Genomic DNA, 24,499 nt, shown 5'->3' with positions numbered 1-24,499 from the left:
CACTGATCAGGCACGCCAACCAACGCGCTGAACAGTTATTCGGGTATGGGCCGGATAAACTGGCAGGGCTCCCTTTGAGCGAACTGATTCCACGGGACAAACGGGAGTACCATGCAGGCATGGTAGTCAGATTTATGGCTGCACCCGTAGATCGACCGATGGCAACAGGTGTACCCTTTTCAGGACAGCGCAAGGATGGCAGTACCTTTCCTGCAGATATTACCTTGGGACCGATCGGAACGGGACCAGATCTGATGATCCTGGCCACCATTCGTGACATTACGGCGCAAAAGCAGGCTGAAACTGAACTGAAACAGGCAAATCGGGCCATGCGTCTGCTCTCTGCCAGTAACCGGACGCTACTGCGCAGCAGTCGCGAAGATGATCAGCTGGCCCAGGTCTGCCGTATAGCGGTTGAAATCGGTGGCTACCGGCTGGCCTGGGTGGGAATTGCCCAATTTGATCAAGAAAAGTCAATAACCCCCGCGACTTACTATGGTGCAGAACAAGGGTTTCTCAGTCAGGCCAGGATGACCTGGGCCGAAGGAGAACGTGGTGCCAGCGCCATGAGCACTGCCATTCGTACCGGTATCATCCAGTTGAGGCAGGATATTCTTAATGACCCCCGACTGGCTCCCTGGCATGAAGATGCTCGTGTAAGAAATTATCAATCAGCCATCGCACTACCGTTACGATTGCAGGATGAAGTAATCGGTGCACTGGCCATCTATGCACCTGAATCCCATGCCTTCCACGAGCAAGAGGTGACTCTGCTGGAGGAACTGGCTGATGACCTTGCCTTTGGCATTCAAAATCTGCGGATGCGACGTGCCCATGAAGATGCACAGGCCCATGTCCAGCAGCTGGCCTATTACGATCGCCTCACGGGACTACCCAACCGGATTTTATTTACCGAGCAGCTTGATCGGGACCTGGCTGCCGCTGCTGCCGAAGGCCATACTATCTCACTGCTCCTGTTAGATCTCAATTATTTGCGGGAGATTAACGAGACCCATGGACACGCGCTGGGGGACCAGGTTCTGGTGCGGGTTGCCGGACAACTACAGCAGTTATATGGGACAGCAGGTTTTGTAGCACGTTTTAGTGGCAACGACTTTACCATCATCTGCCCCAAACTTGATCAGTTCGGGGCGGCGGCCCTGGGAGAAAAGATTCTTGCCACCATTTCAACCCCGTTCTGCCTGGTCGGTAATCGTTTTGCCATTGGAGGAAACATCGGCGTAGCGGTCTATCCCGCTGATGGCGAGACCTCGGCAGAACTGCTCTCCAAGGTTGACCTGGCCATGTCCCGGGCTAAAGAGACCGGTAACGGCTGTTGTTTTTACCGTCCAGAGATGGGACAGCACCTGGCACGCACACTTGAACTGGCCCATCGGCTTGAGCGGGCCATGCATGACAATCAGCTTGAGCTGTATTATCAACCTCAGATTGAACTGCTCTCCGGCAAAATTGTAGGCGCTGAGGCCTTGCTACGCTGGCACGACCCGGAGCTGGGCTGGATCAGTCCTGCTGAATTTATACCGGTTGCCGAGGCACGGGGAATGATGATGGAGCTGGGCGGCTGGGTGCTTCGTACCGCCTGTCATCAGATACGCCATTGGCAGGATAGCGGGCTCTTCTGTCACGGCAGAATTGCCATCAATGTTTCGGCACGCCAGCTGGATGATCCTGATTTTATCGGCCTTATCGGCAGAATTATCGACGAGGCGGGTGTGCCCAGTAGTTGCCTGGAGCTGGAACTGACGGAAAGCGTCCTGATGTCGGACCCCCAGCAGGTGATCAGCATCCTGACCGAATTAAAAGAGCAGGGATTTGCCCTGGCAATTGACGATTTTGGCACCGGCTACTCGTCACTGGCCTACCTTAAGCGTTTCCCGGTGGACACGCTTAAGATCGATCAGGCCTTTGTACGTGAGATGCTGGTGGACCAGAATGATCGGGCCATTGTTGCCACGATTGTTGCCATGGCTCAACAGTTGGGGCTTACCACGGTTGCCGAGGGAGTAGAGGAGGAAGGACAACGACAGATGCTGCAGGAACTGGGTTGCGTACTGGCCCAGGGATTCCTCTTCAGCCGTCCTGAGCCTGCGGATGAGTTCACTCGCAAACGGCTAACGGAAAGAAATCAGAACGAAAGTAATCGCTAGCCACAGACCGCCAGCGGAAGAACTACCTGGAACTCTGCCCCGTCACCAACATTGTGAACCCTTAGGATACCATCGTGATTCTGGATTATCCGGTTGACAATAGCCAGACCAAGACCGGTGCCATGGCGCTTGGTGGTGAAAAACGGTGTAAAGATTTTGCTGAGAACATCTTCAGGGATGCCCCCACCACTATCGGCAAATGAAGCAACAGCACAGATCTTCCCTCTTTCCTCTTTAGTGGTAAGAACCACCCGCAGCGTACCATCCTGGGTTATCGCTTCCTGGGCATTGACAATCAGGTTGATACAGACCTGCTTCAGCTGGCTACTATCTCCCTGAATCACACATGTTCCTGAAGGTATAACGGCCTTCAGCATGATGTTACGCTCTTCCAATGCGTGAGCATAATCAGCCAGACAGGTCCTGATTATCTCTGCCAGATCACACTCCTGATAACAGATGGTAGGCTTGCGCGAAAAGGTCAGAATATCCCCCAGAAGCCGTTCAAGTCGATGTGATTCACTGATAATGGTATCCAGACAGTGTCGTTGGGAGGTATTTTCCGGCAACATACGTCCCAGGCGGGCGGCAAAGCCGCCAATGGTGATCAAAGGGGTCTTCAGCTCATGGGAAATTGAAGCGGCCATCTCGCCGATAGCAGCCAGGTGTGCGCCATGGATCAGACGCTGACGGGCATCGCGTAACTCGGCATGAGCCTCTTCAAGATCACGATAGAGTCGGGTGTTTTCAATGGCCATGCCGGCCTGGTTGGCAAACAGCTGCAATACCTGAAGTTGCTGATCAGTGATCGGTTGGTGCTTGAAGGGGTTATCAACGATAATAATGCCGACCAGATTGTTACGAGTGACGAGGGGGACTGCAGCAAAGGAGCTGACACCAAACCGGGAGATAAAATCGCATTCCTGGCATTTCAGGCACTCAACATCCTCAATTCGATAGAGACGTCGTTCATCAACAACATGGGAAACAATCTGGCAGCCCTCAGCAAGATCAATCCGGGTTTCCCTGACTTTGGTGCAAAAATCAGACTGGCGCTGGCTGGCCATAGCATCCTCATCAAGATCCCAGTAACCACTCAGTGGATTAGCTGGATCAGCGCCTACCAGCTGTAGCCCGTCGGTACTTTTACGGCAGATACCCAACATGCCCTGCAAGGTGTTTGTTTTCTGGTTGTAGAGAAACAGCATGGCACGACAGAACAGGCTGTTTTCTTCACAGACCAGGGTGGAAAGGATCAGGTGAAGCAGCTTGTTAAGCTGCATGGTGGAAAGCAGGGTGGTGCTGAATAAATAGAAAAGCTGAAGATCCTTCTGTGCTTGAAGGCTTTCAGGAACAGTTGCAGGGGATTTCTTCGTAGTCGTGTCTGGCATGCGAAATCCTGTGCTTACAGCTGTACAAAGACTGACAGTGTCAAAAGACAGATCTTAGTGCCGCTTTTCCTTCTCTTCTGCCTCAATCTTGCAATCAATACACTGGGTGGTTACCGGACGGGCCTTCAGGCGGGCCTCACTGATATCTGCGCCACAATCTTCACAAATGCCGTAGGTGCCGTCATCAATCCGCTCCAGCGCTTCTCTGACCTTGTTGGCCAGCTTCCGTTCGCGGTCACGAATCCGCAGTTCAAAGGTGCGGTCAGATTCCTGTGTGGCACGGTCGGTGGGATCAGGGAAGTGGGAGGCTTCGTCCCCCATCTCATGTACTGTTTTATCTGCTTCTGACAGCAGCGCCTTCATCTCTTCCTGGAGCAGCTGACGAAATTGTTCAAGTTTCTCGGCGTCCATGGGTCTCCTCACATACAACGGCTATAATTGATCAATTTTAAAAGCTTTGGATGCCCAAGTCCAGTAAAAAGTATGTTACAGCAGGAACTGCAGCACCTCCTGCACCGTAGCAACGCCGTTCAGCTCAAGACTGACATCAGTGAGTCGCCGAAGGTTCCCGGCGGGCAGGATGCACTGTTTGAAACCAAGCTTCGTGGCCTCGCCCAGTCTCGGTTCCGGCTGATTAACGGCCCGAACTTCGCCAGCCAGACCGACCTCGCCAAACACCACCGCACCGGATGCAACCGGGCGATCAAGGTGGCTTGAGGCCACTGCCAGCAGCATGGCCAGATCCGCAGCAGGCTCGTTTAACCGCGCACCACCAGCCACATTCAGAAAAATATCCTGCCCCCCCAGATGGAGCCCGGCCTTCTTCTCCAGCACCGCCACCAGCAAGGCCAGACGGTTGCTGTCAACCCCGATAGTGGTCCGGCGTGGTGTACCATAGGCGCTGGGGGTCACCAGGGCCTGGATCTCCACCAGCAGGGTGCGGCTTCCCTCCAGCGAGGCGGTAACCACAGAGCCGGGGGCATCAAGGGGGCGCTCGGACAGGAACAGCTCAGACGGGTTGGCCACCTCGGCCAGACCGCCGGACTTCATCTCAAAAACGCCGATCTCATTGGTGGAACCAAAGCGGTTCTTGACCGCCCGCAGGATCCGGTAGGGGTGGCCGCGATCCCCCTCAAAATAAAGCACCGTATCCACCATATGTTCCAGCACCCGCGGTCCGGCAATGGAGCCGTCCTTGGTAACATGACCGACAATAAAGATCGGAATACCGCTCCCCTTGGCCAGCAACATCAAGCGCCCGGCAGACTCCCGCACCTGGCTGACTGAGCCGGGAGCAGATTCCAACGCCTGGGTCCAGACGGTCTGGATCGAGTCCACCACCACGGCCCGCGGCTTCAGCTTCTCCACCTGGGCCACGATCTCTTCCAGTCCGTTCTCAGCCAGCACCAGCAGCTGCCGACCGCTCACCCCCAGCCGCTCGCCCCGCAGACGGGTCTGGGCTGCCGACTCCTCGCCAGAGACATACAGCACCGATCCTTCAGCAGCCAGATGGTGCATGGCCTGTAGTAGCAAAGTAGATTTACCTATGCCGGGATCGCCGCCGATCAGCACCAGTGAACCGGGCACCAGACCGCCACCCAACACACGATCAAGCTCGCCAATACCGCAACCCAGCCGTACCTCAGCCTGGGGCGGCACCTCACCGATCGGCAGGGCAACACTCTTGGCCATCAACGGCCGACCGCTGCGGGCTGCTGCTGCCGATGGCTGCTGTTCCTCTACCATGCTGTTCCAGGCCCCGCAGTCTGGGCATTTGCCTAACCACTTGGGCGACTGGCTACCACACTGGCTGCAACTGAAAACCGTTTTTTGACGCACTACAACACCTCCGGCGGCACGATCACTGCATAATTAAACCATAGCGTTTGCACTCTAACAGAGCCACCAAGCCCTCACAACCGCTGAATTGCAGCTTGTATACACAAATTTGGTTTGGTATACTTCGCGGCCTTGAAAGAGACACATGACTAATTAACAGGCACATGGTTACAAAGGAGAATCAGATCATGATCGGCACTATTGAAATAAAAAACGGCATTCACTGGCTGGGGGCACAGCACCCTGAGCTGCGCGTCTTTGACGACCTCTTCCCCACTGAACATGGCACCACTTACAACAGCTACCTTGTACAGGGCACTGAAAAAACAGCCATTATTGACACTGTCAAAATCAAATTTGTTGACCAGTTTATGGACAAACTCAAGTCGCTGGTTGACCCTGCCAAGGTTGATTACATCATCGTCAACCATGCTGAACCGGATCATTCCGGCTCGCTCTCCTACCTGCTGGAGCATTGCCCCAACGCAACGGTTGTTTCCACCCAGGCGGCCAAAAACTTTGTGGGCAACATGATCCACAAACCGTTCCAGTCAAAAACCGTGAAGGATGGGGAAACCATTGATCTGGGCGGGCGCACCCTGCGCTTTATCATGGCTCCCTTCCTGCACTGGCCGGACACCATGTTTACCAGGCTGGAGGAGGAAAACGTACTCTTTACCTGTGACGCCTTTGGTGCCCACTACTGCAATACCCGCAGTATTTTTAATGACGAAATAGACGACTATACCTCAGCCCGCGAATTCTATTTTGACTGCCTGATGCGCCCCTTCAAAGACAAGGTGCTGGCTGCCGTCGAAAAAATTCGTCACGATGTAATTGATATGATCTGTCCCAGCCATGGTCCGATTATCCGACGAGATCCCTGGCGGATCATCGAACAGTATGAGAACTGGAGCAAGCCAAAGTCATTCGGCAAAAAAGTACTGGTTTTCTACATCTCTCCCCACGGCAGTACAGAAAAAATGGCTCAGGCCCTGGTCTCCGGTGCTCAACGCGACGGGATTGAAGTTGCCAGCCACCATATCGTTGGCCTGACTGATGACGAACTGCGGGATCTGATGGAAGAGGCGGATGCCCTGGTCTTTGGGGTTCCTACCATCAACCGCGACGTGCCCAAGCCGATGTGGGATGTACTTGCCTATCTGAGCACCATCAAGCTCAAAACCAATCTGGCAGCAGTCTTCGGCAGCTATGGCTGGAGCGGTGAGGCCTGCAAGATGGTGGAAGAACGACTGAAAGGGATGGGCTTCAAGCTGGTAAATGATCCGCTGCGGGCCGTCTTTACACCAACCGCAGAAGTTCTGGAACAGTGCCGCGCCCTGGGACAAGCAGTATCTGAAGAGGTTGCAAAGAAAAATTGAACCTTGTAGGGGCGGGTTTGAAACCCGCCCCTACAAATCACCCCACCGTTTAAACAGGCTGTGTTCCACTCCCAGCTGATCCAGCAGTTTACCCACCACAAAATTGACCAAATCATCCAAAGTTTCAGGCTTCTGATAAAAACCGGGCATAGCCGGAATGATCCGTGCTCCGCATTGTGACAACTTGAGCAGATTTTCCAGGTGAATGGTTGAAAACGGCGTCTCCCGCGGCAGCAATAGCAACGGCCGATACTCCTTCAGCATCACATCCGCTGCCCGCTCAATCAGGTTACCGGATATTCCAGCTGCGACCCGCCCCACCGTGCCCATGCTGCAGGGGGCTATCACCATGGCATCCGGTGCTGCCGAACCGCTGGCCTCAGGCGCCCAGAGATCATCAACACTGCGGATCGTCAGCCCAGCATCAGGCAGGCTCCAGCGTTTCTTTAAGGCATCAGCGTCATTCAGCTCAACACCGGTCTCGTAACGACAGACCTCCAGGCCACTTGCGCTGGCCACCAGAGTTACCCCATGCCCACCACGCAGCAGCTCCTCCAGCAAGCGCAGGCCGTAAATACTGCCCGATGCACCGGTTATGGCCAACAGAATCTTCATGCGATTATTCCCCCCATCCTTCATGCCCCAACGGCTGCCGGTTCAGCTCTTCCCGATACTGACGCCACGAGGGCATATATTGGTCCATCAGCGTTGTGAAACGGTCATTGTGCAGCCGCTCCAGCAGGTGCACCAGTTCATGGACAATGATGTACTCAAGACAGTGGATCGGCTTTTTGATTAGCTCCAGATTCAGCCAGACACGCCGGGCAGTGGGATTGCAGGTGCCCCAGCGGGTTTTCATCCGCTTCACACCCCACGCGGCAGCCTGCACACCAATGATCTGCTCCCACTTGGCCAACAATTCCGGCACCTGCTCCTTGAGCTGCTTACGATACCAGGCATACAGTAATGCTTCACGGTATTCGATGCTGCTATCGGTCGGAACATGCAGCTCAATGGTGCCGTGACACGCCATAATCCTGGGCCGTCCATCGTGTGGTTGCAGATTCAAGCGGTAGCGCCTGCCTTGGAAGTAATGGGTCTCACCGGTGACATATTCGCGAGGTGACTGTCGTTCCTGATTCGCAAACTTCAGCTGATGCTTTTTGATCCAGCCCAGTTTGCCGATTACCGCAACACGGATCGCTTCCATACCCATTTTGGTTGGCGCAGCCACCCGCACTCGGCCATCCGGGGGGTAGACGCCGATATGCAGATTCTTGATCTTTTTACGAACAACCTCGACGTTGATCTCGCTGACCGTGATCTGGTTTATTTTAGTAGTCATGCTGCTTCTTTACCAGCTCAAGGACATCTTCAGTTCGCCCTTCGTGCTGATCCAGAGCGACCTTGATGGCGTTCTTCACCTTCTTGACCTTGATGGTATTGTCGCGCCAGCCATCCTGCATACTCTCCCGCACCGCGTTATCCACGGCAACCGCCATTACTTCATCCTTATCCAGATTGTCATACAGTGCCTGCTTGGCTCGGGTGTTCAGGCTGGCAGGATAGGTCTTCCAATCCGGATTCTTCACCTGTTTAGCCAATGAGACCACCTTGGCCAGATACTCCTGATAGCTGATGGCATCCTGCCGCCGCTGTTCGATCAGTGCCTTCAACAGATCAGACATATCGTCATAATATTTGGGATTGATCGGGTGCTCGTCAATTATCAGCTTGCGGACGTTGTTCTCGATCGTCTCTGCGGTTGCCTGCTGGCTTTTACGGATTGATCTGGGCAGCGCATCAACAGCACCCACGCCGCGTTCCACAATCAAATCGATCAGTGACAGATCATCAAAGGCCGATACCTTTTCGCTCTCCTCGGCCCGGATGTACGTATCAATCAGGTGCCGCATGGCCGGTTCATACATCTTCAGGTCGATGTAGTCGCCGCTGGCCAATTTTACCTCATTACGCACCTTGTCGAAATGATCCACCTCGTTCTGGATGGCGGTTATCTCTGCCGGGTTATATCCGGCGTCGGCCAGTTCGCTGGCCATATTGGCAAAGGCTCGCAGCAGAGTTGCGGTCATCTTATACAGAGCCAGCCGCTTCGGCTCGTTTGCTTGTAGGGGCGTATGGCCATACGCCCCTACGGTACTTCCACCGCAAAAAAAGCGGATATAGGACAGCGTATCCTGTGGCGCCTCCACCGGCTCACAGAGCGCCTTGATCGACTCCCGTGCCTCTTCCAGATTCTCTTTGGCCTTCTTCAGGCGGTCTTCCAGCAGCCCGGCCACATCCGCCTTGTCATAACCATCCAGTGCGCCAGAGGTGTAATCCTGCACCGCACCTTCCAGACTCTTGAACAGGTCCTTGTAGTCAACGATATAGCCGTATTCCTTGTCATCGCCGTCCAGCCGGTTTACCCGGCAGATAGCCTGAAACAGGCCGTGGTCACGCATCTGCTTGTCGATGTAGAGGTAGGTGGCCGATGGAGCATCGAAACCGGTCAGCAACTTGTCCACCACTACCAGCAACTTCATCTCGCCCGGCTGATCGATGAACTTCTTTTTGACCTGCTCCTCGAATATCTCGGCCTTGTTGACCGCTGTCTCCGGTGCCTCATTGAACCATTCCGCCAGCATCCGCTGGTAAATGTCGTACTTACGCAGGTTGTCGGTATCACCCTCTCCGGTGGTTTCTCCCTTGGTGTCGCTGATGGATGGCTTGTAGCTGGTAACAATGGCGCACTTACCCTTTAGCTCGGTCCTGGAGAACAGTTCAAAGAACTTGCAGGCTTCATAGATACTACCCGAAACCAGCATGGCATTGCCACGGCCATCCATCTGACGAGGCTTGGTGTTCATATCGATCAGGATATCGTTGACGATCATTTCCAGCCGTTCCTTGCAGGAGAGCACCTTTTGCAGGGTTCCCCAGCGGGCCTTCAGCTGGGCCTTGGCCAGATCAGTCAGCCCCTTGGTCTTGGCCTCGAACCATTTGTCGATCATCGATTGGGATTTGACGCTCTGGTCGATGTCCCGTGCCTCGTAGCGCAGGTCCAGCACTACCTTGTCCTTAACCGCCTCGTTGAACTTGTAGGTGTGGATGTATTTCCCGAACACCTCAATGCTGCGCTGTTTGTCAGCCTTCAGCAGCGGGGTCCCGGTAAAGCCTATAAACAGGGCATTGGGCAGGATAATCTTCATGGCCTTGTGCAGTTCGCCGGACTGGGTGCGGTGACACTCATCAACGAAAATGTACAGATCACCCTTGGCTTTGAAGTCGGGCGGCAGGGAGTTCTTAATTTCTTCAAGGTATTGGGCAATATCCGTAGGGGCGGGTTCCAAACCCGCCCTGGTTTGGGCAGGTTTGGTTTGGGCAGGTTTGGAACCTGCCCCTACGTCGTTACCAAATTTGTGGATCAGTGAACAGAGTAGCGGCGGTGCAGCCGCATTCAGTTTTGCAATCAGATCGTTACCACTGGTGGCGCGGTAGATGTTCTCGTTCACGCCCTTAAATACGGTCTCTATCTGCTTGTCCAGTTCAGTGCGGTCGGTAATGATCAGAACCCTGCTATCAGTTACATTCTCCCGTATCCACTTGGCCAGCCAGACCATGGTCAGGCTTTTACCGGAACCCTGCGTATGCCAGATGATGCCGCCTTCGCGGCGGTTGATATGCTCCTGTGCTGCCCGAACTCCAAAGTATTGGTTATGGCGGCAGAGCTTCTTGGTACCGGCGTCATAGACGATGTAGTCGTGGATCAGTTCCAGGAAGCGTTCTTTACTGCATATCTGCAGGAGGTGGGTGTGTAGAATTGTAGGGGCGGGTTCCAAACCCGCCCTGGTTTCGTCCGGCGTAGTCCGGGCAGGTTTGGTTTGGGCAGGTTTAGTTTGGGCAGGTTTGGAACCTGCCCCTACGGATGAATCTTCCTTCCAGGTCAGGTAATACTTCTCCGGCGTCTTGATGCTGCCGTAGCGCAGCCCTTCCGTATCATTGCCAGCCATAATCAGCTGCATGGTGGAGAAGTAGTGCTCAATGAACAGCTTCTTCTGATTATCCAGATTCTGGCGGATACCTTCAGAGACTGAAACGGTGGAACGTTTCAACTCCAGCACACCAAGGGCGATTCCGTTGACATACAGTACAATGTCCGGGCGTTTGGTATGGGCTTTGGCGTCGGCTCCTTTTACCGTCACCTCTTCGGCAATGGCAAAGTCGTTGGCCTGTGGGTTCTTCCAGTCAATCAGCCAGACAGTGACGGTATTCTCCCCCACATCGGGCTTAACCTTCACCCCATAGCGGAGCAGTTCGTAGACCTCTTTGTTGCGGTCGTAGAGGGTTTTGCTCTGGTCAGCGGCGGCTTTGTCAAGGGCGTGCAGGGTGCGGGAGATGAGGGTGTCGTCGTGGCCCTGATCTTTCAGGAAGTTGCGCAGCAGGTCAGGCTCGACATTGCGGGTATTTTCGCGGTCACTCCAGTCACCGAGGTAGTCGTAGCCCAACTGCTCGCGGAACAGTTTTACGACACGTTGCTGGGTTTTCTTTTCGATCTGGCCGACGGTGCTCATACCAGCCACGCTCCCACCGGTTTACTGAAAAACTCCGCCAACGGAATCCCCTGTGCGCCAACCAGCAGAGCCTTGGCATCGGGATAGCGGCTGCGGAAACGGGTCAGGCCTGCTGTCCTGCCACTGCTGCCGCTTTTAACCTCAATGGCCCAGACATCACGACCACGGGAGATAACGTAATCAACCTCGTAATCGCCCTCACGCCAGTAGGTGACTGAATATTCCACCGAATTGAGGCTGTTGCACAGATGCGCCCCCACAGCATTTTCCACCAGACGCCCCCACCAGATCGTATCGGCGATTGAATCGGCAAAACTCCGTGTAGAGAGAGCATTTATCAGCGCATTGTTCCAGAGCACCAGTTTGGGACTGCTGCCGCGTTTGCGTTGCACCCCTTGCGAGAACAGTTCCAGACCGCTGGCTAGAAAGGCGGATTCGAGCAGTTTAAGGTAATGAGCCAGGGTGGTAGTGTTACCGGCGTCGTGGAGTTGGCCGAGCATCTTGGTGTAGGAGACGCACTGGGCGGGGAGCGTGGCAGCAAGAGCAAAGAGGTGACGCAGCAGTACCGGCTTGGCAACCTTGCTCATCTGAAGCACGTCACGGGCCAGCACTGTTTCGATCAGGGAATCGGCAATGTAGCGTTTCCAGTTAGTTTCGTTATCGGTGAATGCCGCAGCACCCGGATAACCGCCGAAGAAAATCCACTGTTCCAGACTCCAGCCAAAGGCAGCCTGACACTCCTGATATTCCCAATGCCTGCAGCGGTGCAGAAAGAATCTTCCGGCAAGGCTTTCGGTCAGCCCCTCCTGCATCATCAGTGCGGACGAGCCAAGAATCAGCACACGGATATCCGGACCGGCGGCGCGGCTATCCCAGAGGGATTTGAGGGTTTCACTCCAGCCGCGCACCTTTTGCAGCTCGTCGAGAATCAGCAGCACCGGAGTGCCGGATGCTGTGGCTTCGCCAACAGCGCGTCGCCACTGGGTTTCGATCCAGGCAGCATCAAGCGGAACAGGGCTGTCGGCGCTGGCATAGATACCGGGGATGCCGATCTCTTCCTGAATCTGTCGGGCAATGGTGGTTTTCCCCACCTGCCGGGGGCCGATCATGACGTGGATGACCGGCGTTGGGCTGGAAAGGTCAGCAAGGAGGGTCAATTGCAATGGTCGCTTATAGTTCATAACCACCTTGTATCATGAAGTTTTACGCCGTTCAATCAATTTTACTCAATCACTGAGTAAAATTACTCAATCATACCAGCCGTATCCTCCCGGTCAGCAGTTCCTGCATCATCCCCTGCTTCAGCAACCGGTTCTTGTCCCGCTTCTGCTCCAGTGCGGCGATCTCGGTGTCCATGTCGGAGAGGATGGCGGCGATGGCGGTTTGCTCGGGGAGTGGGGGAAGTGAAACAATAACTTTCTTGAAGGCTGTATTTGTAATGTGAACTTGTGTGCTGCCTACCATAATTTCGTTCATAACTTGTCGATACCAAGAGGTATTTGATAATTGGATAAGATAGCTGGAAGATGCTCGTAATTCGTTAACTTTGAAACCATATACGCCTTGAGCCAGAACGTATTTTTCACTATCTGGTATCCGCACTATCAAACCAATACTCGGGCCAGAAGGTACAAGATCACGCAAAACTACAATCGTATAGTCTTTGTTTACTTGATTACGTTGATGGGCGTCAGCATATTCTGTGCTACAGTACTGTAGGTCCTCTTCCTCCACCTTCAGTAAACCACCACGACAAACGCCACCTTTTGGCAATACTTTGACACCTGTCCTTATAAAGTCAGACGGGCTAAACGGGGCACCACCTCTAAAGTCTTGCACTAAGCAGCCAATAGCAACTTCCTCCCACACCCCACTGAACCCCGGCAGGCGGCGCTTGCCGGTCAGCAGTTCCTGCATGGCGGCCTGTTTCATGTCGCGCTTCTTGGTGATCAACCGATCCAGCGAGGCGATCAGGGCATCCACATCGGAGAGGGCAGTGGCGATGGCGCGTTGTTCGGGGAGAGGAGGAAGAGGTATAGGCAGTTGGGAGTATTCATTGCCGTTAATGCCCGGTTGCCCACTACGCATAGACATCAACCTCACCCAATTCCAATAAGCACCTGTGGTTACATAAGCAGCAGCGAAATCGGGAAGCAACTTCTGGTTGTCAGTACTAACCCGGATGAGAAAACCAGCAAAAACCAGCTGCCCGTCTTTCGATTTATATCGGTAAGATTTCCCTACACTCGCTCCAGTCCGAGCGAAAACAATATCCCCATCATTTAGGAAATAATTGCCAGATTGCGCGTTATTTACAGACACCAGTTTTTCAGGTAAAAAACGACCATCCTCTGTAATATCAGTGATGCGTATATAAACAGGTAACCTATCGGAGTAGGTAACAGCAGCAGCATTGATACCGTAGCTTGGCTGGGCAGACAGGCAGTCGCCCAAGTGCTTTACCTCCCACTCCTCCGGAATCACCCCCACCTCGGTCTGCTTATACCCCGGCGGCACATTCGGACTCATAGTTCGGTCTCCGTCTCAAGACCAGATGAGAGTTCCGTTTCAATCTCTTCGATAGTGGGAAGCGTCCCCTCCAGCTCTTTAGGCAGTGCGTTAGTAATATCCCGTTCCCAATTGGCAACACCGATCGGATTTGTATAACCGGCAAGCGAGTACTCAACCACCACCCTGTTTTTCGATTTAACCAGCAGCAGACCGATGGTCTTTTTATCATCCGGGTGACACAAGAGGTCATTGACCACGTTGCAATACATATTAAGCTGGCTTATATGCCCCGGTTCAAATTTGCCTGATTTCAGTTCGACAACTACATAACAACGTAACTTCAGATGATAAAACAGCAGATCGAGAAAAAATGTGCTGCCTCCCACCTCCATCGGCACCTGCCGCCCCACAAATGCAAACCCCTGCCCCAACTCCAGGAGAAATTTTTGAATATGATCCACCAGCTTCTGCTCAAGCTCGGCCTCTCTGCGTGGATCAGCCGTACCCAGAAAATCAAAAATATATGGATCCTTGAAGAGTTGTGCTGTCATATCAGATTCTGCCGGAGGAAGTGTGGACTCGAAGTTTGTCAGCGCTGCACCTTTACGCTGATGCAGTCTGGTTTCAATCTGAAAAACCAGCATATCCTTGCCGAAGCCATGTTCTATGGCTTTTTCTGCATACCAGAGACGCAGATCAGCATCATCCAGCTTGTCAAGCAGTGTCAGGTTACTGCGCCACGGCAATTGTGCAACTGTGCGTTGCACAATTGTGCTGTCAGGCCATGCCCCGGCAAATTTTCTCATGTATTTGAGATTGCGCGGTGAAAACCCGCCCATTTCAGGAAAAGCCTGCTTGAGGTCGTATGACAAACGGTCAATTACCCTGGCGCCCCAACCTTCAGTTGCCTGCCGGTCAAGGATATGTTTTCCAATCTCCCAGTAAAGCATTATCATAGCTGCATTTGCAGACAGTACAGCCTTGACCCGCTCTCGAACTATCCGTTCTTTAAGGTTATGCAGAAACAGCTCATACCCTTCCGGCATTTCACTGATGCTGGCCGGCATCGGGATGATAACCTCCGGTTTTACAATCCCCATGCTTTTACGGATCTCACTATTTTGCCGATTCATAGTTCAAACCCCATCTTCTGCAGATGCTCATCCACCTTGGCACTCAATGCCTCAACCTCGGTCGTCAACTGCGGCAGCGGCGTGGCATAACGCTCCGCTAACTGCCTGATGCGTGAGGTCAGCGCCTGCGATACCCGATCCAGCTCGGTCTGCACATCGGCCCCTAGCGTGGCCAGCCATTTGTCATCCACCACCAGCACCTTCACCTCATCCACGGTCAGGGTGGCATATTTGGCCTCTACCTTGGCATCCAGCGCCTTCTGGGCATCTTTCACCTTTTTGTTGGCTGCTGCTTCCGCTTCAATCAACGCCGTATAGTCGGTCAGCAGCTTGCGCTCGTCGCTAGCGTCCTTGTCATGCTTGATCTCCGTCAGCCGGGCCTTGACGCTGGCCTTGGTCACTTTGCCCTTGTCGTTCTTGGCCTCTTCCAGCAGACCTTCCTCGCCGCTGTGCTCTTCCTCCAGCTCTTCCATCTGACGGCTGATGGCATCCCGCTCGGTCTCCAGCTTTTCGATCTGCTGCTGTTCCGCAGTAAAGTAGCGGCTGACGATCAGGTGTGACGGGATCAGATCCGGCGTCCCCAACCAGCCATCACTGGCGATCAGGTAGACATCGTCCTGCATGACCTCGCTCCAGTAGCTCATCAGATGCTGATAGACATCGTAGCGGTCAATCAATGCCAGATCGTTGAAGACGGTCAGTAACTCCTCGGCAATCTGCTCAATCAACTGCTTGGGGTGGCTGCCGATGCTGATCCCCTTCAGTGCCGGTGTGGTGGTGGCTCGCCATTGGTCAAAGCGCACCGACACCGAGCGGGTGAAGGCGGCAAATTCGGCATTGTCGAAGATGGTGGTTTTGATGCTGCCGGTCTCCAACGACAGGCGGCTGTAGTCAGGGCGATCCGATGGCGTGAACAGTTGCGCTTTCAGACCGGGGCATACCTGCCAGTAGGGAGCCAGACCAGCCAGATCACGATTGGGGATGCCTCCCTTCAGGTGGGCTTCGATATCCTGAATATCCTCCGGCTCGGTGGCGTCAATATAGCGGGGGATGTTGAGGTTGAAATCATTGGCCTCGATCTCGGCCAGACTGACGGTACGGGCGTACTTATCGGTCTCTATCTGGCGGGTGAAGACGTCCACGATCTTGTGGATGTCCATGTGGCGCAGGCGGTTCTTGTTGCCGTCCTTGATAAACCCCTTGCTGGCATCAACCATGAAGATGCCGCTACGGGCTGCGGACTGTTCCTTGTCCAGCACGATGATACAGGCCGGGATGCCGGTGCCGTAGAACAGGTTGGCAGGCAGGCCGATGATCCCCTTGATGTATCCCTTGCGGATGATGTTCTTGCGGATGGTGCCTTCTGCGCCACCCCGGAAGAGCACGCCGTGGGGGAGAATCACCGCACCTTTGCCGCTGCTCTTGAGTGATTTGATGATGTGCAACAGAAAGGCATAGTCACCGTTCTTGGCTGGTGGGATACCGAACTCAAAGCGGTTGTACTGGTCTTCTGCCGGGTTGAAGCCGTTGCTCCATGCCTTGGTAGAGAAGGGAGGATTGGCCACCACATAGTCATGGCGTTTGATGCCGCCTTCCTTTTCCTTGAAGTGCGGCGTGGAGAGGGTGTTGTCCTGCCAGATCTCCGCCGTGGGGCAGTCGTGCAGGATCATGTTCATCCTGGCCAGAGCGGCGGTGGCATTATCCATCTCCTGTCCGTAGATAGCCAAATCCAGCCGTGTGCTCCCCTTGGCTTCGTCATGGGCTTTCAACAGCAGTGAGCCGGAGCCACAGGTGGGGTCGTAGATGGTCTCTGCGTTGCTCTTGGCGTTGCCGATGCCAATCACCTTGGCCATGATCCGCGACACCTCTGCCGGGGTATAGAATTGCCCCTTACTCTTGCCGGACTCGGTGGCAAAATGGCGCATCAGGTATTCATAGGCATCGCCAAGGATATCATCCCCCTCGGCACGGTTGCGGCTGAAATCAAGGCCGGGAGTCTCAAAGATCGCTATCAGGTTGGAGAGCCGGTCCACCATCTCCTTGCCCTTGCCCAGCTTGTCGGCGTCGTTGAAGTCGGCCACATCGATGACCCCCTTCAACTCGTTGGCCTCGGCAAGTTTGCCGATGATCTTGTTGACCTTGTCGCCGATCTCCTTGTCACCCTTCAGGGCGATCATATCGGCAAATCTACCTCCGTCGGGTACTTCGATCAAGGCATCCGGCTGTCCGGCGTATTTGTCGGAGACATATTTGACGAACAGCAGCACCAGCACGTAGTCCTTGTACTGGCTGGCATCCATGCCGCCGCGCAGTTCGTCGCAGGATTTCCAGAGGGAGGAGTAGAGTTCGGATTTTTTGATCGGCATAGAAACCCCCGTAGGGGCGGGTTCCAAACCCGCCCTACAGAAAGACATCCGCTGCCGTGGCAGCCAGAAAGGTCAGGCTGATATAGCCGTTCATGGTAAAAAAGGCGGCATCCAGTTTGGTCAGATCGCCACCCCGCAGCAGCCAGTGTTCATACAACAGCATGGCGGTCATGGCGCCGGTACCGATCCAGAACCAGAGCCCCAGCCCCAGCAGCAGGATCAACCAGACCAACAGCCCGACCGTAATCAGGTGGAACAGGCGCGAAAGCCAGAGCGATCCATTGACACCCAGCGCCACCGGTATGGAGTGCAGGCCAACGGAGCGGTCATACTCCAGATCCTGCAGGGCATAGAGCATATCAAAGGCCGATACCCAGAGCACAATCAGACCCAGCACGATAGCAGGCAACTCGATTTTGCCGGTAAGTGCCACCCAGGCCCCGATTGGCGCAGCTGCCAGGCAGATCCCCAATACGATATGAGCAAGGGCAGTAAACCGTTTGCAGTAGGAGTAAAGCACCAGAAAGCCCAGGGCGATGGGGGAGAGCTTGAGGCACAAGGGGTTCAGCATGGCTGCAGACCAGAGCAGCAGCCCTACGGACAGGACAATGGCACCAAAGACTGCACCACGGGAGAGTAGACCGGCCGGAATGGCACGCCCGGCAGTGCGGGGGTTTTTTGCATCAATATCCGCATCAATCAGCCGATTCATGGCCATGGCAGCGGTGCGGGCCCCCACCATAGCCAGTATGATGAACAGCAGTTGTCTGCCACTGGGCAGACCGCGAATCGCCAGCAGTGCGCCGGACAGGGCAAACGGCAGGGCAAAGATGGTGTGGGAGAATTTGATCATCTCCATAAAGATGGTTATTTTTTGCAGAACAGCGGTCATGGCAGACCATACTCCTTCCAACGTTGTGTTAACAGGCCATCGGTGCCCGGATCAGGCAGTAACGCTTCAACCGAACGGCGGGTGGCATCCACGGCCAGCCGACCGCCAGCCTCATCCCTGATCAGGTCATCCAGCCAACCGGTTTCATTGACGGTTCGCCAGGCCACCTGCTGCAGGTCGTGGGCAGCAATCCCGGCATCCACCATGATCAACAGATGGGCCTTGCGAAACCAGGGCAATTGCCACAGGGCCTGAACAGTTTTTCGTACCATGTGGGGAGACGGATTTTCAAGGGAAATGACCGCACTACTACGGAAGACCCAGGGCAGTGGCATCCTGATATCCCGCACCCCCGGCACAAGACGCGGCAACAGCGCAGCCAGCAGCCGCTCCCAGCCCAGCATCATCCAGCAATCCTCCTGGGGAGGCGGACCCACCACCGTGGCCGGTATAATCGCCCTGCGGCGGTGGGTTATCCGCTCCACCGTCACCCGCACTGCCGGACCAGCCGGATCATACTGGCCGGTATGGTTGCCAAAGGGGCCTTCCAGCAGCGTCTGCCCAGGCTCTGCAAAACCTTCAATCACCAGCTCTGCCTCGGCTGGAACCTGCAGCGGACCATGGGGGCAGCCCACCGTAGGTATCGATGCACCCCGCAGCCAACCGGCAAAACCTAATTCATCCAGACCATCAGGCAACGGCCAGGCAGCAGCCAGGGTCAGGGCAGGCGGGCCTCCCAGCACAATCGCCAACGGCATGCGTCTGCCCTGCCTGAGATACAGCTGGTGATGCTGTGCCGCCCCGCTGCCGGGACGCCAGCGGATAGCCAGGCTATGGGCATCATGGATCTGGCAACGGTAGATGCCGCAGTTGGGGTCACTGCCATCCGGCGCAACGGTCATGACCTGCCCCAGCGTGATATAACGCCCACTACCCGCTGCAGAACCGTCATCGGGCCAGTTCTGCAGAAACGGCAACTGTTGCAGATCTGCCCCTGGCACCAGCTCTTCCCGACAGGGACCGTCCGCTACCGCCACCGGCCTGCAGCAGGCCAGATCAGGATGGCTTGCCAGCAACTCTCCGAGGCCGGATAATCCTTGCAGAGGCAATGTCTGCAAAATCGCGCCAAAGGTAGTGGTCAGGTCTTCCAGGCTATCCAGCCCCAGAGCCAGCCGCATCCTGCGCAATGAGCCAAACAGATTGGTGGCCACCGGAAAGGGATACTGGTCTGGCTGCTGAAACAGCAGGGCAGGGCCGCCTTTTGGGTAGCTGCTGATCCGGCGGGTTATGGCCGCGATCTCCAGACGGGTTGCCACCGGTGCGCTGACCTTTTGCAGGTCATGCAGATGTTCAAGATGTTCGATAAAATCATGCAGGGATGAAAGCATGGGAATCACTCCTGTGTGTCACACGCGACAAAAGGAGAGGATAGGGGCTTTCAAGGGATTGTCAATCCAATTTCAGGACGGATTTTCCTGCATCATGCCACCACCAAGGGCTTGATAGAGTGTCATGCGAGCCTTAAGACGGTTAAACCGGTTTTCCAGAACCTGTATCTCTGCTGTCCTGCAACGTTCCTGTTCATCAAGCCAGGCCTGTACGCCGGTGGCCCCGGCCTGATAGCGGACTGCAGCACGCTGTTCAGCTTGTTGTGCCAGTTGCAGGGCACGCTCCAGACAGGCTCCCTGCTCCTGATAGCTACGCACTGCAGCGAGACTGTTCTCCACATCGCCAAGCGCCTTGTACAGGGTCTGCCGGAAGTTTATCACCGCCTCTTCATAGTTGGTTCGTGATGCTGCAACGGTCAGTTTGGCCGTATTCCACTGCAGAAACGGCAGGGTCAGCCCGGCACCCAGGGTAGCCACCGGATTTTTCAGGACCTGTTCCAGGCTGATACTGCTACTGCCCAGGCTACCGGTCAGGGTAAAGGCTGGGTAGAAACCGGCCCGGCTGGCATCCACGTTGGCAAGGTATTCACGCAGGCGCAATTCTGCTGCCCGCAGGTCTGGTCGTCTGCCGAGCAGTTCAGCCGGTAATCCTGCCTTGATGGTCGACAGGGCGGGTTCCGACAGACGTTGTTGTTCCGGCAGATGCTGCTGCGGGGTCTGATCAAACAGAATTGCCAGGGCAGTGCGCGCTTCAATACGTTGCTGCTGCAACTGAACCAGAGTGGCCTGCTGGGAGGCAACCGCCTGCTCTGCCTGGACCAGATCAATGCCGGATACTGCGCCGGCCTGATATTTTGCCTGCACCAGTTGCACGGTCTTTTCAGAAGCAGCAAGACTTGCCTCGGCCAGACTGATACGCTGGTTCAGCCAGGTAACCTGCCAATAGGCGGTTGCAACGGTGCCGATCAGGGACAGTGCTGCGCTGCGACGATCCTGCTCTGTTGCCTCTGCTTCCCAACGGGCGGCATCGCGGATACTGGCCAGCCTGCCCCACAGATCCAGCTCGTAGCTGAGCTGCCCGGTAACGGTATGGTTCTGGGTCGTATTTCTGTTTGTCAGGTCCTGGCTGAGGCTGCTGGTTGCCCCCACATTCAGAGACGGGGTCAGATTGGTGTTTGCCAGACCTGCCTGCAACTGTGCCCTCCTAACCTTGATGGCTGCCACGGCCAGATTGTTGTTACTGCGCAGGGCTTGTTCAATCAACTGATCAAGCAGCGGGTCGTTGAAGCCCTGCCACCAGGCCCCTTCCTTGGCAACATCAGCACCATCAACAGCCTGTTGCTGCTGCCACGCAGCAGGCAGCGTCACCTGGGGCCGGTAAAATGCAGTACGGGGCAACAGACTACAGCTGTTAAGCAGCAGAATCACACAGAACGCCAGGATGAAGCCGAAAAGATGAAATTGCAGACGGGGCATGATGGCTACTCTCTTGCCAGGGCATCAATCGGATCAAGCCGGGCAGCGTTACGGGCCGGCAGATAGCCGAACAGCACGCCGATCAGGGTTGAACAGAGAAACGCCACGATGATTGATAGCAGGGAAAACTTCATGGTGATGGCGGTTACGAACAGCGCAAAGATTCTGGCAGTACCAAAGGAGAGCAGGATGCCGATCAGTCCGCCAATCAGGCAGACCAGCACCGCCTCAATCAAAAACTGCTGCAGGATGTCATACGTGCGGGCGCCAACGGCCATCCTGATGCCGATTTCATGGGTGCGCTCGGTAACTGAAACCAGCATGATGTTCATCACCCCGATCCCGCCCACCACCAACGAGATCACGGCAATGGCGGAGATCAACAGGGTCAGGGTGGCGGTGGTTTTTTTAACGGTTTTCAAAATTGTATCACTGCTGCTGGTGTAAAAATCCTTGAGTCCGTGCCGCAACGTCAGCAGCCTGATAATGCTCTGTTCTGCGATCTGGTTGGAGACACTGTCCTGCACCCGGACCGTAATGGAGTTGAAATAGGTCTGGCCAAACAGACGGCCCATTGCCGTGGAATAGGGCAGCCAGAGGCTCAGGTTGCCGCTGTTGCCAAAGGGGCTTTCCTTTTCCCTGGTCACGCCGATGACGGTGCAGGGCAGATTACCGATCAGGATCACCTTGCCCAGCGGGCTTTCTGTGGCAGCAAACAACTTCTTTGCACTGTTCTGATCGATTACCACCACCTGCGCCTGCCGCTGTACCTCGGCTTCCTGAAAGGCGGTACCCTGGGCCAGTTCGTAGCCCCGCACCCGAAAGTAACGGGCACCCACACCTTCGATCCGGGCATTGGCGGCAATGTTGGTGTAGCGCACGGACAGGTTGCTGCTGGTGGCGGGGGTGACGCTGTCCAGATACGGCAGCGACTGCAGCGCCTCAAGATCGCCGGGGACCAGGGTATGGATGCTGTCAGCCTTGTCATCACCCCAGTCGCTGCCGGGGTAGATATCGATCACATTGGTGCCCATGGAGCTGATATCATTGATCACCTTTTGACGTGCCCCCTGCCCCAATGCCACCACCGATACCACCGAGGTGATGCCGATAATGATCCCCAGCATGGTCAGCAGGGTGCGTAGACGATGGGAAACCATGGCGATCAGGGCCATCTTGAACGCCTCCACAAAGCGCCCCCAGGTGGCACCAAGCGCCTGTTCAGCGGCTAACAGGTGGGGTTTCCGGGACCGTTCCTGTTTCTGCAAAGGTGCAGCCCCGGGATTGGGGCGATCACTGACAATCACCCCGTCACTCAATTCAATGATCCGCTGGGCATGACGGGCCACCTGCAGATCATGGGTCACCAGGATGATGGTCTGGCCCTGACGATGCAGCTCATGCAGGATATCCAGGGTTTCCTGGCCACTCTTGCTGTCCAGGGCACCGGTCGGCTCATCAGCCAGTATGACCTCAGCGCCGTTCATCAAGGCACGGGCGATGCTGACCCGTTGTTGCTGGCCGCCGGAAAGCTGACCGGGACGATGCTCAAAGCGATCCTCAAGCCCCAGCCGGGTCAGCAGGGTATGGGCACGCTCTCGACGTGCAACCTTTCCCATGCCGCTGTAGATGGCAGGTATCTCGGTATTACCCACAGCATCCAGATGGGGCAGCAGGTGGTAGCGCTGGAAGATAAACCCAAAATACTCACGCCGCAGCTTTGCCAGGGCATCGCCATCCAGACTGGCCGTGTCCTGACCATCAATACAGTAGCTGCCTTGCGTGGGCCGGTCCAGACAGCCAAGGATATTCATCAGAGTGGATTTACCCGAGCCGGAAGCCCCCATAATGGCCACCATCTCACCGCTCTGGATGGTCAGGTTAAGGTCCTTCAGCACCGCCAAGGTTTGATCTCCGGCAGCAAAACTGCGCCCCAGCCCGGTAAGTGCAAGCAGTGGTCGCGGCACGGCTAGCGTCTTCCGCCCGGCGGCGGCCCCTGCGGCATGCTGCTGGTTTTTTCGGTTTTAGGAACTGAAGCGCTGTCACCTATCACCACCGACTCACCCTGCTGTAACCCTTCCAGCACCTGAGCCTGACTGTGATTATTGATACCGATCCGAACACGGCGCAGTTCCGGCTGTGTGTTACGCAGCACCTTCACCAGATAGCGGCCATCCTTCTCCTGTTCCCCCAATGCGCCGGACGGGATGCAGAGCACCTGTTTCGCCTGTTGCAGTACAATTGAGACCTGGGCGGTCATGGAGACCCGCAGCCTCCCTTCCGGGTTGGGAACCTCAAACAGGCCGTTGTAATAGACCGCACTGCTGGTGCTGGTGGTATAGGGGCCCGGTTCTATCGCCCGCAACACGCCGTAGTGCCGGGTAGTGCTATCACCAAGGGTGGTAAAGTAGGCGGGCTGACCAGGTTTGACCTTGGTAACGTCAGCCTCGGAGATCTGGGCCTTGACCGTAATGGTATGCAGATTAGCCAGCTTGAGGATGGTGGGGGCTGCCTGGGCCGACACAACGGTCTGCCCCTCTTCCGTGACAATTGAGATCACCACACCATCCATCGGGGCGACGATTCTGGTGTAGCCCAGATTGGCCTTAGCCGTATCAACCGCGATCCTGGCCTTGGCGATCTGGGCATCCAGCGCGGCAATCTCGGCACGGGTGGAATCCAACTGGGCCTGGGCGCTTTCCAGATCGCTTTTTGGTGCTGCGTCCTTTACGGCCATCTGCTGCTGGCGCTGCAGGGCAAGCTCGTACTGATGCAGCAGCGCCTGCTTAGAACGCTTCTGGGCCTGCAGGTTGTCAATCTGGGCGGTGGATTCCTTGAGGGTATTCTGCTGCAGCACCGGATCAATCTCAGCCAGCAGTTGCCCGGCCTTGACCTTGTCTCCCAATGCCACATGCAGCTTCTTCAACTGCCCTGAAACCTGGGCTCCCACCTCCACCGTCTTGAGTGCGTACAACACACCGCTGGCAAGCACCCGATCCTCGATATCCATCCGGGTAGCCGTGGCAGTCAGGTAGCTGACCCCTGTTTGGGCAGCCTGTTGCTTCCATAAAAACAGACCTACAACAGACAGGACAAGAACAATGGTACTACTCAGTATCAGGTTGCGTCTGGACATCTGGGCTGCTCTCTTCCGGTACTGCCGGTTCTGGTGCTCCTTCAAGAAATCTGGTTAACTCCGTCACCAGCGTAGGGGGATGCAGCATACGAGCCGGGATCTTTGCCTCTCCGAAAAACTCGAGTTTCCATGGCTGGCGTTTGATCCACTCCATCAGCAACTGCCAGCCCTGCCAGCCAGAAAAATCCTGGCCGTGGAGATGGGTGATCTGCTCCAGAAAGGTCTGTTCATAACTGGCCATAG

Annotated in this window: 18 protein-coding genes; 2 read left to right on the top strand and 16 right to left on the bottom strand. The window is 55.5% G+C overall.

Annotated features, from left to right (window positions below):
* Positions 1–2,168: sensor domain-containing protein (locus OEL57_RS01490; RefSeq protein WP_300736078.1), on the top strand; the 2,168-nt coding region annotated here is incomplete at its 5' end.
* On the opposite strand, the gene OEL57_RS01485 is transcribed toward OEL57_RS01490, so the two are convergent.
* The 3 genes from OEL57_RS01485 to radA form a co-directional block, all read right to left on the bottom strand.
* On the bottom strand, positions 2,165–3,559 hold the full coding sequence (locus tag OEL57_RS01485) for a GAF domain-containing sensor histidine kinase (protein WP_300736075.1): 1,395 nt from the start codon (positions 3,557–3,559) through the stop codon (positions 2,165–2,167). The two genes, OEL57_RS01490 and OEL57_RS01485, sit on opposite strands and share 4 nt — an antisense overlap.
* Before the next feature lie 54 nt (positions 3,560–3,613).
* Positions 3,614–3,970: an RNA polymerase-binding protein DksA gene (dksA, locus tag OEL57_RS01480; protein WP_300736073.1), complete on the bottom strand. Its 357-nt coding sequence runs from the start codon at positions 3,968–3,970 to the stop codon at positions 3,614–3,616.
* A 75-nt stretch (positions 3,971–4,045) separates the two neighbouring features.
* Positions 4,046–5,398 carry a DNA repair protein RadA gene (gene radA, locus OEL57_RS01475; RefSeq protein WP_300736071.1) on the bottom strand — a complete coding sequence of 451 codons (1,353 nt, stop codon included), beginning with the start codon at positions 5,396–5,398 and terminating at the stop codon, positions 4,046–4,048.
* A gap of 188 nt (positions 5,399–5,586) precedes the next feature.
* Between radA and OEL57_RS01470 the strand changes: the two genes are divergently transcribed.
* Positions 5,587–6,780, top strand: a complete 1,194-nt coding sequence (locus OEL57_RS01470) for an FprA family A-type flavoprotein (RefSeq protein ID WP_300736069.1) — start codon at positions 5,587–5,589, stop codon at positions 6,778–6,780.
* 30 nt (positions 6,781–6,810) lie between these two features.
* Here the strand turns inward: OEL57_RS01470 and OEL57_RS01465 are convergent, their stop codons facing one another.
* From OEL57_RS01465 to OEL57_RS01405, 13 genes are all read right to left on the bottom strand, one after another.
* Complete coding sequence (locus OEL57_RS01465) at positions 6,811–7,395, bottom strand: UbiX family flavin prenyltransferase (protein ID WP_300736066.1); 585 nt, start codon at positions 7,393–7,395, stop codon at positions 6,811–6,813.
* Positions 7,396–7,399: 4 nt separating this feature from the next.
* A complete protein-coding gene (locus OEL57_RS01460; protein WP_300736064.1) occupies positions 7,400–8,125 on the bottom strand; it encodes a M48 family metallopeptidase in 726 nt (241 codons plus the stop codon).
* On the bottom strand, positions 8,115–11,354 hold the full coding sequence (locus tag OEL57_RS01455; RefSeq protein ID WP_300736062.1) for a type I restriction endonuclease subunit R: 3,240 nt from the start codon (positions 11,352–11,354) through the stop codon (positions 8,115–8,117). Before OEL57_RS01455 ends, OEL57_RS01460 begins: the two co-directional genes overlap by 11 nt.
* Complete coding sequence (locus OEL57_RS01450; protein ID WP_300736060.1) at positions 11,351–12,535, bottom strand: ATP-binding protein; 1,185 nt, start codon at positions 12,533–12,535, stop codon at positions 11,351–11,353. Before OEL57_RS01450 ends, OEL57_RS01455 begins: the two co-directional genes overlap by 4 nt.
* A gap of 70 nt (positions 12,536–12,605) precedes the next feature.
* Complete coding sequence (locus OEL57_RS01445; protein ID WP_300736058.1) at positions 12,606–13,883, bottom strand: restriction endonuclease subunit S; 1,278 nt, start codon at positions 13,881–13,883, stop codon at positions 12,606–12,608.
* A complete protein-coding gene (locus tag OEL57_RS01440; RefSeq protein ID WP_300736056.1) occupies positions 13,880–14,998 on the bottom strand; it encodes a PDDEXK nuclease domain-containing protein in 1,119 nt (372 codons plus the stop codon). Before OEL57_RS01440 ends, OEL57_RS01445 begins: the two co-directional genes overlap by 4 nt.
* Positions 14,995–17,364: a type I restriction-modification system subunit M gene (locus OEL57_RS01435; RefSeq protein WP_300736053.1), complete on the bottom strand. Its 2,370-nt coding sequence runs from the start codon at positions 17,362–17,364 to the stop codon at positions 14,995–14,997. Before OEL57_RS01435 ends, OEL57_RS01440 begins: the two co-directional genes overlap by 4 nt.
* Positions 17,365–17,398: 34 nt before the next feature.
* Positions 17,399–18,256 carry a 4-hydroxybenzoate octaprenyltransferase gene (locus OEL57_RS01430; RefSeq protein ID WP_300736051.1) on the bottom strand — a complete coding sequence of 286 codons (858 nt, stop codon included), beginning with the start codon at positions 18,254–18,256 and terminating at the stop codon, positions 17,399–17,401.
* Entirely contained in the window at positions 18,253–19,644 is a 1,392-nt protein-coding gene (locus OEL57_RS01425) for a UbiD family decarboxylase (RefSeq protein ID WP_300736049.1), read from the bottom strand. Before OEL57_RS01425 ends, OEL57_RS01430 begins: the two co-directional genes overlap by 4 nt.
* 72 nt (positions 19,645–19,716) lie before the next feature.
* A complete protein-coding gene (locus OEL57_RS01420; RefSeq protein ID WP_300736046.1) occupies positions 19,717–21,120 on the bottom strand; it encodes an efflux transporter outer membrane subunit in 1,404 nt (467 codons plus the stop codon).
* Between the two features lie 5 nt (positions 21,121–21,125).
* Complete coding sequence (locus OEL57_RS01415) at positions 21,126–23,087, bottom strand: MacB family efflux pump subunit (protein ID WP_300736043.1); 1,962 nt, start codon at positions 23,085–23,087, stop codon at positions 21,126–21,128.
* Positions 23,088–23,089: 2 nt separating this feature from the next.
* On the bottom strand, positions 23,090–24,256 hold the full coding sequence (macA, locus tag OEL57_RS01410) for a macrolide transporter subunit MacA (RefSeq protein ID WP_300736041.1): 1,167 nt from the start codon (positions 24,254–24,256) through the stop codon (positions 23,090–23,092).
* Positions 24,228–24,497, bottom strand: coding sequence for a hypothetical protein (locus tag OEL57_RS01405; RefSeq protein ID WP_300736039.1), 270 nt, complete (start codon positions 24,495–24,497; stop codon positions 24,228–24,230). Before OEL57_RS01405 ends, macA begins: the two co-directional genes overlap by 29 nt.
* Positions 24,498–24,499: the final 2 nt, after the last annotated feature.

The organism is Trichlorobacter sp., assembly GCF_030247655.1.
Lineage (GTDB): Bacteria > Desulfobacterota > Desulfuromonadia > Geobacterales > Pseudopelobacteraceae > Trichlorobacter.
The sequence above is the reverse complement of the archived record's forward strand: the minus strand, read 5'-3'. Positions and strand labels throughout refer to the sequence as shown.